Source organism: Kribbella sp. NBC_00662, from assembly GCF_041430295.1.
Lineage (GTDB): Bacteria > Actinomycetota > Actinomycetes > Propionibacteriales > Kribbellaceae > Kribbella.
Genome location: NZ_CP109029.1, coordinates 8,218,638 through 8,231,124, shown reverse-complemented (window position 1 = coordinate 8,231,124; position 12,487 = coordinate 8,218,638). Strand labels below are relative to the sequence as shown.

Genomic DNA, 12,487 nt, shown 5'->3' with positions numbered 1-12,487 from the left:
TGGCCGGTTTTTCTGGCTGTTGTCCTGTCCTGTGCCGCGGTCGGCTGTCTGACTGGCGGCCGGGGCCTCACCCCCGCTGCGGACGCGGTAACGTTTGTCCGATTACTGCTCTTCAGCTTCGTTAGGAGTCACCGTGGCTACGCCACCTCGCAATCCTCGCTCCGGCTCAGGGGACCGCCGCGGTTCCTCCGGAGGCGCCGGCCGTTCCGGCCGCAGCGGAGGTGGACGTCCCGAGTCCGGCGGTCGCGCAGGCTCCGGGGCCGGTCGATCCGGTTCCGGCGGCGGGCGTTCTGGCTCTGGTGCCGGGCGTTCCGGCTACAGCGGTGGAGGCACGGGCTCTGGAGCGGGTCGCTCGAGCTCGGGCGGTGGCCGTTCGGGATCTGGAGCTGGTCGCGGCGGTGCTGGTGGTCGTTCCGGTGGTGCGCCGAGTCGTCCGGGTGGGTTCGCCGGCGGGCGTTCGGGTGGTTCGGGCGGACGGTCCGGTGGGCCGAGTTCGGGCGGCGGTTCGTCGTACCGGGATGAGGGTTCTGCGGAGAAGAGGCGTGGGTACGCCGGGTCCCGTGGTGACGACAAGGGTCAGCGGGATCCGTTCCGTGGTCAGTTGAGCGATGACGGTGGTCGCGGGGCTGGGCGTGGGGATCGGTCCGGTGGATACCGGCGCGATGACCGTGGCGACGATCGGCGTGATGACCGGTCCGGTGGCCGCGGTGGGTACTCGCGCGACGATCGCGGTGGACCGCGGCGGGATGATCGCGCTGGCGATGCGCGTGGTTCGTACTCGCGGGATGACCGCGGCGGCAGCCGTGGTGGTTCGCGGGATGGCGGGGCCAACCGCGGCGGATACAACCGCGACGATCGGGCCGGCGGCGACCGCGGTGGGTACAGCCGCGATGACCGGGCCGGCGACTCGCGTGGTGGCTATCGGCGGGATGAGCGGACCGGTGGCGATCGCGGTGGGTATCGCGGTGACGCGCGGTCGGGTGAGCAGCGTGGTGGATACAGCCGGGACGACCGGTCGGGCGACTCGCGTGGCGGGGACTCGCGTGGGCGTGGGCCGGGTGCGGCACGTGGTGGCGGGCCGGCGCGTGGAGAGCGTGGGGCCTTCCGGCGGGATGAGCGTCCGGGCGGTGCGCGGCGGGACGAGCGCTCCGGCGACAACCGCAGCGGATACAACCGTGACGACCGGACCGGTGGCTCCCGTGGTGGGTACAGCCGCGATGACCGGGCTGGTGACTCGCGTGGTGGATACAGCCGCGACGACCGCGGTGGTGATTCGCGTGGTGGCTACCGGCGTGATGACCGGTCGGGTGACGCGCGTGGTGGATACAGCCGCGATGACCGGTCCGGTGGCGACCGTGGTGGATACAGCCGTGATGGTCGGTCGAGCGGGCCTCGGCGGGATGAGCGGGCTGGGGACTCGCGGGCCGGGTACAGCCGGGATGACCGCGGCGGTGATTCGCGGGGTGGGTTCCGGCGTGATGAGCGTGGCGGGGACTCTCGTGGGCGCGGGCCTGTGGGGGACTCGCGGGGGCGTGGTCGGGATGATCGGCGAGGCGCGGCGGGTCGTGATGAGCGGCGTGGCGGGCCTCGGCGGGAGGACCGGGAAGAGAAGGCTGGACCTCGGCGGGACGACCCGAAGATTCCGGAAGGGATCACGGGGGCCGAGCTCGATCGTGGTGTGAAGGCTGAGCTGCGCTCGTTGCCGCGGACCTTGGCGGATCTGGTGGCGCAGCACCTGGTGGCGTCGGGGCGGGTCCTCGACGACGACCCGGAGCTCGCGTACCAGCACGCGCGGGTCGCGCGGCGGCTGGCGTCGCGGCTCGGCGGAGTACGTGAGGCCGTGGCGATCACGGCGTACCTGGCTGAGCACTACGACGAGGCGCTGACCGAGTTCCGCGCCGTACGGCGGATGACGGGTAACCACGAGGTCATCGCGATGATGGCCGACTGCGAGCGTGCGCTCGGGCGCCCGGACAAGGCGCTCGCGCTGACCAAGGACAAGCACGTCAACGAGCTGTCCGAGCCGACGCAGATCGAGCTGCTGATCGTGGCGGCCGGGGCGCGGCGTGACATGGGACAGACCGCGGCGGCGATTCAGACGCTCGAGGTGCCGGAGCTGACCAAGCGGACGCGCGCCGAGTGGCTGCCGCGGCTGCGGTACGCCTACGCCGATGCCCTGGCCGAGGCCGGTCGTACGGACGAGGCGCTGGTCTGGTTCCACCGTGCGGCTGGTGTCGACGGTGACGGTCTCACCGGCGCAGCGGAGCGTGCTGCGGAGCTGGAGGGGCTCGAGTTCACCGACCTCGACGAAGACGACACCGTCCTCGACGACGAGTACTTCGAAGAGGAGGACGAGGTCGAGGAGGACGACGACCTGACGGACGAAGCCGACCTCGACGACGCCGAAGCCGACGCGGATGACGAGACCGCGGACGAAGCCGACGAGTCCGTAGATGAGGCCGACGAGGCTGCTGACGAGGCCGATGAGGCTGAGGATGAGGCTGACGAGGCTGAGGATGCGGCTGAGGATGAAGCCGGTGACGATCTGGATGAGGACGGAGTCGACGAGTTCGAGGACGTGAAGGACTCGACCGGCGACGAGCGCGGCAAGCCTGAGGACACCGAGGAGTAGGGCTGTGGCTGACCGGGATCTGGTGGTGGCGGAGAGCCCGGTCGGCGTGCTTGTCGGCGTGGCGCTCGCGAGGGGTGCCGGCCGGCTCGCGAAGTCGGTCGGGATGGTGTCGGCGGGAGAAGACGACGCCATCCACCAGGTGCGGGTCTCCTGTCGGCGATTACGCAGTGACCTCAAGCTGTTCCGCAGACTCCTGGCCGGCGACTGGGCGCCCGGGCTCCGGGCCGACCTGGCCGCGCTCGCCCAGGCCTGCGGCGAGGCGCGCGATCTGGAAGTGATCGCCGCCCTCGTCCGCGAGAACACCACCAGCGAGGACAACGAGGAACACGTCGACACGATCCTCACCACGCTCACCCTCGGACTCGACCGCGCCGCGGCGCGCTCCGCCGAGGTAGTGCTCGGCGAGACCACGAAGGACCTGCTCACCAAGATCGAGTCGATCGCGGCAGGCCCGGACCTGACGCCCAAGGCGGACAGACCCTGTGGCGAGGTCCTACCCGAGCTCCTCCAGTCGGCGACCGCGAAGTTCACCCAGGAAGCCGGCAAGCTCAAGCCCTGGAGCGCCGACGACGACTGGCACGAGGTCCGTCTGCTGGCGAAGCGAGTCCGGTACGCCGCCGACACCAGTGCCGCCGTACTCGGTGAGGAAGCAAAAGCCACCGCAACCCAAGCAGCCACGTACCAGGAGCTCCTGGGCCAGCACCAGGACCACTGCGCCGCAGCAGACGCCCTGACCGGTATGGCGGCCGAGGCGGCCGCTCAGGACGACCCGGAGCTCTCCTTCACCCTCGGACGGCTCACAGAACGCCACCGCGCGGCCCGCAGGCCCCTCCGCGAGCAGTTCCTGAGCCTGTACCACCGGCCCTGACCTCACAGCATCCGGAACAGCAACCCCACTCGCGGCTTCGGCCCGAACGACGTGGCCTTCTGTGGCAGTACGACGCCCTGAGCCGCGGAACGCAGTACCTGGTCCATCAGGGGCGCTGCGAGCTCTACAGCCGCATGCTGCGGCCCTGCCAACGCCAGTGCGTCCGCGAGCGTGTGGTGGAAGCTGATGTCCTCCTCCACGACGCCCCAGGCCGGCAGCAGTACCTCGTGCAGCAGCGCGACCGTAGGCGTGTCCACGTCGGAGTGGAGCGTCAGCCAGCTGGTGCCGTCCGTGATCGAGATGCGGTCCGGATCGCCTTCCACCCGACCAGGCTGCATCTGCCAGCCGGTCGGCGTATGCGTCCGTACGGTCTCCAGATCCAGACCCGGTACGACGCGGTGGATCGGGTCCAGCGTCAGCGGATGGCGGATGTAGTCGACCAGCATCGCCAGACCGGCCTCTGCGCCCGGCCGGTACGGCTCCCGCAGCTGCCTCTCCAGGTATGCCGCATACCGGTGGTGCCCGTCCGCGATAACAGCCTCATGCTTCGCCAACTCGGCGGCGATTGCCTCGAGCACCTGCGGGTCGTCGATCCGCCAGATGCGATGCTCCGCACCGTTGTACGTCTCGGCCTCCACCCACGGCTCCCCGGCCCGCGCCGCGTCCACAGCATCGCTGGCCACACTGCCACCGGCGTACGCGAGCAGGATCGGCTCCAGGTCGGCGTCCGTCGCCTCCATCAACCGCAGCCGGTCGTCGACCCAGTGCGGCATCACTTCCTCGTGCGGCAGCACCACGGTGCGTCCCGGATCCAGCCGCAACGAACCGACCAGTCCGCACAGCAGGGCGTCCCCCAGCCGCTGCTCGTAGACGTACAACGCGGGGCGTTCGTCCTGGATGACCACGCCGTCCCGTTGCCAGCGGGCGAGCCGCTGCGCGGGTTCGTCGTACCGCCCCGGGCCGAGGTCCGGATCGCGTGGAAGGATGAGCCTCACCATGTTGTGCAGATCAGAGTCAGTCAGCCGCCGGACGATGGCGGGTTCCAGCACGTCGTACGGCGGTGACGTGACCGCGCCGAGCGCGCTCACCTTGCCCGCCACGAACCGCCAGGCGCGCAGTGGGTCGAGTCTCAACACCCCCCTAGCATCCGGCATGCGCGGAATCGTACGGGGTGAAGCATGAGTACGCCGCCCGAACCGCTGTCGGCGTGTGACGAACCGCTCGCGAGCCGGTACGACGTGGCGCTGCTCGACCTCGACGGCGTCGTGTACGTCGGCCCCGACCCGGTCCCGGACGCCCCGGAGAACCTGCGGAAAGCTGCCAAGGAAGGCATGCGGATCGGGTACATCACCAACAACGCGAGCCGCCCGGCCCGGGTCGTTGCCGAGCACCTCGCATCGTTCGGGCTGGACGTGATCGCCGACGACGTGGTGACGTCCGCGCAGGCGGCCGCGAAGCTGATCGCGAGCGAGTACCCGAAGGGCTCGCCGGTCCTCGTGATCGGCGGCGAAGGGCTGTACGTCGCGCTCGAGGAGTACGGACTGACCCCGGTCCGCAGCAGCGACGCGAACCCGGTGGCCGTCGTACAGGGCTTCCACCCGGACGTGAACTGGGTGATGCTCGCGGACGGCGCGCACGCGATCAACGAGGGCGCGAAGTGGTTCGCGACCAACCTGGATCTGACCATCCCTACCGCGGCCGGCAAGGCGCCGGGGAACGGCACGCTCGTGCAGGCCGTCCGGGCCGCGGTCGACGTGGATCCGGTCGTGGCCGGCAAGCCCGAGCCGCCGCTGCTGGAGACGAGCATCGAACGGCTGAAAGCCAAGCACCCGTTGATGATCGGGGACCGGCTGGACTCCGACATCCAGGGCGCGAACGCGGTCGGGATCGCGAGCCTGTGGGTCGCGACCGGCGTCCACGATCCGTACGACCTGGCGCGAGCGCCCAAGAACCAGCGCCCGACGTACGTCGCTGCCGGGCTCGGCGCGCTGGCCGAGAAGCAGCCGGGTGTGACCGTCGACGGCGGGAAGCACTCCTGTGCGGGCTGGACCGCCGAGATCGTGAACAACGTGGTCGCGGTCAAGGGCGAGGGCAAGCCGTACGACGGACTGCGCGCGATCCTGTCCGCGGTCTGGACGGCTGTCGACGCGCCCGCCGAGCAGGCCAAACCCGCGAAGACCGCAGGCCGCACCCGGCGGCCCCGCCCGAAGCCTGCTCCCACGCCCGATTCCATTGCCATCGACGCCGCCCTGCACCGGGTGGGCCTCGACAAGTAGGTGCTGCTGGCTGGTATCCCACGGCCGAGGCGATACCGTTGCTGGGAACGATGCGAGGAGGCAGTCATGGTGATGGACGCAGTGCGCGGCTACGTACAGCTGGCGAACGGGTTGACCGAGGTCACCAAGCAGAAGGCCCAGGCGGCTGCGAAAGCGTTGCTGCAGCAGACCGGGGCGGACGCGCTGACCACCAGGGTGAGCGACCTGGCCGACGAGATCGTTGCCACCAGCAAGAGCAATCGTCAGTTGCTGCAGGCGATCGTGGCGAACGAGGTCGAGGGCGCGGTCGCGCGGCTCGGGTTCGTTCGTTCCGAGGAAGTTGCCGCGCTGACCCGCCGGGTGAAGGCGCTGGAGACCGAGCTGGCCGAGGCGCACGCCGCCGGGCCGGTTCCCGACCCGCTGGTCGGGGAGGCGCCGGTGCTGACCAAGAAGGCGGCAGCCAAGAAGGCCGCGAAGAAGGTTCCGGCCAAGAAGGCCGTGCCGCTCGCGAAGAAGGCCGCGGCGAAGAAGGCCGCCAAGAAGACGGCGAAGAAGGCCTGACGTGACCGAGCATCCTGGCGAGCAGTTCCCGCCGGACGTCGACCCGGACGTCGAGCCCGACTTCGACCCGTCGGAAGAGACGACCGCGACCCCTGATTACGACACCGAGCCCGGTGCGCAGGACGCCGCCGAGCACGTTGATCCGGCCGCGGTCGAGTTCGGGCCGGAGTTCGCGCGGCCGCCGGGCGAGGAGTACGAGCACGCCTTCGAGGCCGAGTCCGCCGAGGACCCGAGCGAAGACCCAGGTGACGTCACAGGTGACGACACAGGTGAAGGTGGTCACCCGCTGGTCGAGGAGACCATGGCGCGGCTCGACGAGCTGCGGGACCGGCCGGTGAGCGACCACGGCGAGGTGTACGCCGACCTGCACGAGCGACTGCAGAGTGCCTTGGTGGAGGCGGACGCCGAGCAGGGCGACCGGAGCTGAGTGGCCAAGGCAGCCAAGCGTTCGCGGCTCGACGCCGAGCTGGTACGACGTGGCCTGGCGCGGTCACGTGAGCATGCGAGCGAGCTGATCGCGGCCGGCAAGGTGAAGGTGTCGGGCACCGTGGCCGGCAAGCCCGCGACCGGGGTCGGCTCGGACGCACCGATCGTCGTCGACACGTCCGAACACGAGGACCCCGGCTACGCGAGCCGCGGCGCGCACAAGCTGATCGGGGCGCTGGAGGCGTTTCCGGCGGTCCAGGTCAAAGGCCGCCGCACTCTCGATGCCGGTGCGTCGACCGGCGGGTTCACCGACGTACTCCTGCGAAATGAAGCGGCGCACGTCATCGCGGTCGACGTCGGGTACGGCCAGTTGGTGTGGGCGTTGCAGACCGACGACCGGGTCACGGTGATGGACCGGACCAATGTCCGGACGCTGACGCTGGAAGACATCGGTGGTGAACCGGTTGATCTCGTCGTCAGCGATCTCAGCTTCATCAGCCTCACGCTGGTCCTGCCGGCGCTGATCGGCGTGGTGAAGCCGGACGGCGATCTGGTGCTGATGGTGAAGCCGCAGTTCGAGGTCGGCAAGGAGCGGCTGGGCAAGGGCGGGGTGGTCCGTGACCCGGAGTTGCGGGCGGACGCCGTACGCTCGGTGGCAGCGAAGGCTCACGACCTGGGGTGGGGAATCGAAGGGGTGGCGGCCAGCCCACTGCCTGGTCCGTCAGGAAATGTCGAATACTTCCTGTGGATACGCCGGGAAGCGCCGGTTCTCGATGAGACGATGCTGCAGAGTGCGATCGAGAACGGTCCTCAGTGACCGAGGCGGTGGGGCGGGGAAAGCCGAAGGAGTGGAGGCAGGGTGGCTGAGCACGAGCCGCGGCGCGTGCTGCTGGTGACGCACACCGGCCGGGAGCAGGCGGTCGAGGTCGCCCGCGAGGCGCATCGGCTGCTGACCGATGCCGGGATGCAGGTCCGGCTGCTTGGCGGTGAGGCCGAGGCGCTCAAGCTGGATCCGGTCGAGATCGTCGACGACCCGGAGAAGGCGGCGAACGACGTCGAGCTGATCATGGTGCTCGGCGGCGACGGCTCGATCTTGCGCGGCGCCGAGCTGGCCCGCCCGCACGGTACGCCGGTGCTCGGGGTGAACCTGGGCCATGTCGGGTTCCTGGCCGAGGCCGAGGTCGACGACCTCGAGCGGATCGTCCAGGTTGTCGTCGACCGCAGCTACACGGTCGAGGAGCGGATGACGCTGGCCGTCGACGTCCGGCTCGACGACGACCTGATCTTCGAGACCTGGGCGCTGAACGAGGCGAGTGTCGAGAAGGCCGCCCGCGAGAAGATGCTCGAGGTCCTGGTCGAGGTCGACGATCGCCCGCTGTCCCGCTGGGGCTGCGACGGTGTCGTCGTCGCGACCCCGACCGGCAGTACGGCGTACGCGTTCTCCGCCGGCGGCCCGATCGTCTGGCCGGAGGTCGAGGCGATCCTGATGGTGCCGCTGAGCGCGCACGCGTTGTTCTCCCGGCCGATCGTGGTGGCGCCGACGTCGCAGCTGTCGATCGAGCTGGTCCCGTCGTGGCACGGGCGCGGCGTGCTGTGGTGCGACGGCCGCCGGATGGTCGAGGTGCCGCCCGGCGCCGAGATCACGGTCCGGCGGGGCACGACGCCGGTCCGGCTGGCACGGGCGCACGAGGCGTCCTTCACCGACCGACTGGTGGCGAAGTTCGACCTCCCGGTGCTCGGCTGGCGTGGCGCCGCCGAGCGCAAACGCAACGGAAACGGAAACTAGAGCCATGCTGTCAGAGATCCGCATCACCGGGCTGGGCGTGATCGAGGACGCGACGCTGGACCTCGACCCCGGATTCACCGCTGTCACGGGTGAGACCGGTGCAGGTAAGACGATGGTCGTGACCGGCGTGAACATGCTGCTCGGCGGCCGCGCCGACAGCGGTCTGGTGCGGCACGGGACCCGCCGGGCCCGGGTCGAGGGCCGCGCGAGCGCCGTACCGAAGTCGATCGTTCAGCAGGCCGAGGATCGCGGCGGCGAGCTGGACGACGACGAGTTGCTGATCGCCCGGGAGCTGTCGTCCGAGGGGCGCTCGCGGGCGTTCCTCGGCGGTGCGTCGGTGCCGGTGTCCGTGCTGGGCGAGGTGTCCGGCGACCTGGTCGCGATCCACGGGCAGGCCGACCAGTGGCGCTTGCTGCAGCCCGCGCGGCAACGCGAAACGCTGGATACCTTTGCAGGTAAGGCGGTTCTCGTCCCATTGCAGGAGTACTCCGCGGCCTACAAGCGGCACCGCGAGGTCGAGGCCGAGCTGACCGAGCTGACCACGCGTGAGCGCGATCGCCTGGCCGAGGCGGATCTGCTGCGCTTCGGTCTGGACGAGATCGCCAAGGCCGAGCCGCTGCCCGGCGAGGACCTCGAGCTCGCCGCGGAGGAGGAGCGCCTGGCGTACGCCGACGGTCTGCGTACTGCGGCCACGACCGCCGCTGATGCGCTGGCCTCCGAAGACCTTGACTCCACTCGGCCGAACGACATCCTCGGCCTGCTCTCGTTGGCGAAGCAGGTGCTGGACGCCGAGCGCGAGCACGACGCCAAGCTGGCCGAGCTGGCGGACCGGGCCGGCGAGCTCGGATATCTCGCGGCAGACCTGGCCGGCGAGCTTTCGTCGTACGCCGCCGATGTCGACACCGACCCGGCGAGGCTGGCCGTGGTCAGCGAGCGACGTTCGTTGCTGCATGGGCTGGTGCGCAAGTACGGCGCCGAGCAAGGCACCGTGGACGAAGTACTGGAGTGGACGAAGCGGTCCGCGGCCAGACTCGCCGATCTCGACGGCAGCGACGAGCGGGTCGAGCAACTGACCGCGGAGCTGGCCGAGCTGGACGCGAAGCTCGCCGATCTCGGTCAGCAGATGCGCGAGGCCCGGATCGAAGCGTCGCAACGACTCGGCGTCGCGGTGTCCGAAGAGCTGACCGGATTGGCGATGCCGCACGCGAAGCTGTCGGTCGAGGTGCACGAGACCGCGGCCGGTCCGTTCGGCATCGACGAGGTCGAGTTCTGCTTCGCGGCGAACCCGGGCAGCCCGGCGCGTCCGCTGCAGAAGGCCGCGTCCGGTGGAGAGTTGTCGCGGGTCATGCTCGCGCTCGAGGTGATCCTGTCCGACACGCATCCCGTGCCCACGTTGGTGTTCGACGAGATCGACGCCGGCATCGGCGGCCGGGCCGCGGTCGAGGTCGGCAAGCGGCTGGCCAGGCTGGCGGAGCGGACGCAGGTGATCGTGGTCACCCATCTGCCGCAGGTCGCCGCGTTCGCGGACCGTCACGCCGTGGTGCTGAAGAGCGACGACGGCTCGGTCACGACCAGCGGTCTGGTGGCTCTCGACGACGACGCCCGGTTGAAGGAACTGTCCCGGATGATGGCCGGTCTGGAGAATTCCGATGCCGCACAGGCACACGCCGAGGAACTGCTCGCGCTGGCCGCGGAACGCCACAAGCCCCGCAAGAAAAGTCGTTCCAAAGGATGATTTGACGCACAGTGACTGTTATTTCAGTGCGTTAACAAGGGCCTGCCCGGGTAAATGAACCGGAAGGGGGCTCTTGACATGGCAGGATGAGAGGGCGATGAAACTGCCCAGCCTGCGGAGAGCACGACCCACTGAACTGCCCGGCGTCACCGGAGTGGTCCGGCTGGATCGACGTACCAAGAATCTCACCAAACGTCTCAAGCCGGGCGAGATCGCGGTCATCGACCACGTCGATCTGGACCGGGTGAGCGCCGAGGCGCTGGTCGACTGCAAGGTCGCCGCGGTGGTGAACGTGGCCGATTCGATCAGCGGCCGGTACCCGAACCTCGGCCCGGAGATCCTGGTCGAGGCCGGCATCCCGCTGGTCGACGGCGTCGGCCGTGAGGTGTTCTCGATCCTGCACGAGGGCGAGCACGTCCGCCTCGACGACGGCACGCTGTACCGAGGTACCGAGGCGGTCGCGAAGGGCATGTCCCAGGACAGCAAGTCGGTCGCGGAGCTGATGGACGACGCCCGCGCCGGGTTGTCGACCCAGCTCGAGGCGTTCACCGCGAACACGCTGGAGTACCTGCGGCGCGAGAAGGACCTGCTGCTCGACGGCGTCGGCGTACCGCATATCCACACCGCGATGGAGGGCAAGCACGTCCTGATCGTGGTCCGCGGGTACGACTACCGCGAGGACCTGGTCGCGCTGAAGTCCTACATCCGTGAGTACCGGCCGGTGCTGATCGGCGTCGACGGCGGCGCGGACGCCCTGGTCGAGAACGGCTACGTCCCGGACCTGATCGTCGGCGACATGGACTCGGTCAAGGACGAGACGCTGAAGAGCGGCGCCGAGGTGGTCGTGCACGCGTACCGCGACGGGCGCGCGCCGGGCTCCGAACGGCTGGAGCGCCTCGGCGTCGATTCGATCGAGTTCCCGGCCACCGGCACCAGCGAGGACGTCGCGATGCTGCTGGCCGACTCCAAGGGCGCCTCGCTGATCGTCGCGGTCGGTACCCACAACTCGCTGGTGGAGTTCCTGGACAAGGGCCGCTCCGGGATGGCGAGCACCTTCATCACCCGGTTACGGGTCGGTGCCAAGCTGGTGGACGCCAAGGGCGTCGGCCGGCTGTACCGCAGCCGGGTCTCTACTCTTCAGGTCGTCGCGCTCGCCGCGGCCGGCCTGTTCGCACTCGGCATGGCGCTGGTCGCGATCGGCGCCGACGACGTGCTCTGGTCGATCCTGCGGGCGCGCTGGAGCGACTTCGTCTACTGGATCCGGGAGCTGTTCACGTGATCGACTTTCGCTACCACATCGTCTCGATCGTGGCGATCTTCTTCGCCCTGGGCGCCGGTGTGGTGCTCGGCGCCGGCCCGCTGAAGGGCACTGCCAGCGAGGTCGTCGCGGCGCAGGCCGACAAGGACCGGCAGCAACTCGCCGACGCGCGGGACGAGCTGACCCAGCTGAAGGCACTGGACAAGTTCCGCGACGACTACGTCGCCAAGGTCACCGCCGGGCTGACCCACGGGAAGCTGGCGAACAAGAAGATCGCGATCGTCACGATGCCGAACGCCGACAGCGACCTGAGCGACGGCGTCCAGGCCGAGCTGGAGAAGGCCGGCGGCGTGGTGAACACGAAGGTCGCGCTGGACGCGAAGATGTTCGACCCCGGTCAGCGCCAGCTGGTCGAGTCCCTGGTCAACCAGCTCGTCACCGCGGACATGGACTTCCCGAAGGACAGCACGACGTACCAGCGGGCCGGCCTGCTGCTGGCGCGCGGGGTCGCGGCGAAGGAAGAGGGCAAGACCGCCGACGCCGACTCGACCAAGGTGATCAGCGGGCTGACCGGCGCGAAGCTGCTGTCGCTGAAGCCTTCGCAGATCAAGGACCGGGCCAGCCTGATCGTGGTGATCGCCGCCGAGCCGCCGACACCGACGCCGGACAACTCGACGTACAACGACGCGGTCGACTTCATCAAGGGCCTGGACATCGGCAGCGGCGGGGTCGTGGTCGGGGGTACGCCGGCCACGGCGGGCGACGGCGGACTGCTCAAGGCCTTGCGGAGTGACTCCGAGGCCACCAAGATCGTTTCCTCGGTGGACGTGGCCGATCTCCCCGCCGGCCAGATGACGATCGTCTTCGCACTGGTCGAGCAGGCCGGCGGCAAGGCGGGGCAGTACGGCGCGATCAACGCGAAGAACGGCGTCGCGCCGTCGGCCGTACAGACGAAGGACAACTGAC

Annotated in this window: 12 protein-coding genes; 11 read left to right on the top strand and 1 reads right to left on the bottom strand. The window is 69.7% G+C overall.

Annotated features, from left to right (window positions below; genetic code table 11):
* Nucleotides 1-608 precede the first annotated feature (608 nt).
* The 3 genes from OHA10_RS40405 to OHA10_RS40395 are packed head-to-tail and all read left to right on the top strand — an operon-like array spanning nt 609 to nt 3,500.
* Nucleotides 609-1,682 carry a hypothetical protein gene (locus OHA10_RS40405; protein WP_371404068.1) on the top strand — a complete coding sequence of 358 codons (1,074 nt, stop codon included), beginning with the start codon at nt 609-611 and terminating at the stop codon, nt 1,680-1,682.
* A complete protein-coding gene (locus OHA10_RS40400; RefSeq protein WP_371404067.1) occupies nt 1,679-2,632 on the top strand; it encodes a hypothetical protein in 954 nt (317 codons plus the stop codon). Before OHA10_RS40405 ends, OHA10_RS40400 begins: the two co-directional genes overlap by 4 nt.
* A gap of 4 nt (nt 2,633-2,636) precedes the next feature.
* Entirely contained in the window at nt 2,637-3,500 is an 864-nt protein-coding gene (locus tag OHA10_RS40395; protein WP_371404066.1) for a CHAD domain-containing protein, read from the top strand.
* 2 nt (nt 3,501-3,502) lie between these two features.
* On the opposite strand, the gene OHA10_RS40390 is transcribed toward OHA10_RS40395, so the two are convergent.
* Entirely contained in the window at nt 3,503-4,654 is a 1,152-nt protein-coding gene (locus OHA10_RS40390) for a DUF1015 family protein (protein WP_371404065.1), read from the bottom strand.
* Between the two features lie 24 nt (nt 4,655-4,678).
* On the opposite strand from OHA10_RS40390, the gene OHA10_RS40385 reads away from it, so the two are divergent.
* The 8 genes from OHA10_RS40385 (at nt 4,679) to OHA10_RS40350 (ending at nt 12,486) form a co-directional block, all read left to right on the top strand.
* On the top strand, nt 4,679-5,776 hold the full coding sequence (locus tag OHA10_RS40385; RefSeq protein WP_371404064.1) for an HAD-IIA family hydrolase: 1,098 nt from the start codon (nt 4,679-4,681) through the stop codon (nt 5,774-5,776).
* A gap of 66 nt (nt 5,777-5,842) precedes the next feature.
* Complete coding sequence (locus OHA10_RS40380; RefSeq protein ID WP_371404063.1) at nt 5,843-6,316, top strand: phasin family protein; 474 nt, start codon at nt 5,843-5,845, stop codon at nt 6,314-6,316.
* Between the two features lies 1 nt (nt 6,317).
* Nucleotides 6,318-6,743, top strand: coding sequence for a hypothetical protein (locus OHA10_RS40375; protein ID WP_371404062.1), 426 nt, complete (start codon nt 6,318-6,320; stop codon nt 6,741-6,743).
* Entirely contained in the window at nt 6,744-7,559 is an 816-nt protein-coding gene (locus tag OHA10_RS40370; protein WP_371404061.1) for a TlyA family RNA methyltransferase, read from the top strand.
* A gap of 42 nt (nt 7,560-7,601) precedes the next feature.
* Nucleotides 7,602-8,528, top strand: coding sequence for an NAD kinase (locus OHA10_RS40365; protein WP_371404060.1), 927 nt, complete (start codon nt 7,602-7,604; stop codon nt 8,526-8,528).
* A gap of 4 nt (nt 8,529-8,532) precedes the next feature.
* The gene (recN, locus tag OHA10_RS40360; RefSeq protein ID WP_371404059.1) at nt 8,533-10,263 is read left to right on the top strand and encodes a DNA repair protein RecN; all 1,731 of its coding nucleotides are present in this window, start codon (nt 8,533-8,535) and stop codon (nt 10,261-10,263) included.
* A 97-nt stretch (nt 10,264-10,360) separates the two neighbouring features.
* Complete coding sequence (gene steA, locus OHA10_RS40355) at nt 10,361-11,542, top strand: putative cytokinetic ring protein SteA (RefSeq protein WP_371404058.1); 1,182 nt, start codon at nt 10,361-10,363, stop codon at nt 11,540-11,542.
* Nucleotides 11,539-12,486 (top strand): copper transporter, encoded by a 948-nt coding sequence (locus tag OHA10_RS40350; RefSeq protein WP_371404057.1) that lies wholly within the window; start codon nt 11,539-11,541, stop codon nt 12,484-12,486. Before steA ends, OHA10_RS40350 begins: the two co-directional genes overlap by 4 nt.
* The last annotated feature ends 1 nt before the right edge of the window (nt 12,487 follow it).

What these genes read in the sequence shown, in the direction of transcription:
- OHA10_RS40405 (WP_371404068.1), top strand. Translation starts at nt 609, where the DNA reads ATGACGGTGGTCGCGGGGCTGGGCGTGGGGATCGGTCCGGTGGATACC.
- OHA10_RS40390 (WP_371404065.1), bottom strand. Translation starts at nt 4,654, where the DNA reads ATGCCGGATGCTAGGGGGGTGTTGAGACTCGACCCACTGCGCGCCTGG.
- OHA10_RS40385 (WP_371404064.1), top strand. Translation starts at nt 4,679, where the DNA reads ATGAGTACGCCGCCCGAACCGCTGTCGGCGTGTGACGAACCGCTCGCG.
- OHA10_RS40380 (WP_371404063.1), top strand. Translation starts at nt 5,843, where the DNA reads ATGGTGATGGACGCAGTGCGCGGCTACGTACAGCTGGCGAACGGGTTG.
- recN (WP_371404059.1), top strand. Translation starts at nt 8,533, where the DNA reads ATGCTGTCAGAGATCCGCATCACCGGGCTGGGCGTGATCGAGGACGCG.
- steA (WP_371404058.1), top strand. Translation starts at nt 10,361, where the DNA reads ATGAAACTGCCCAGCCTGCGGAGAGCACGACCCACTGAACTGCCCGGC.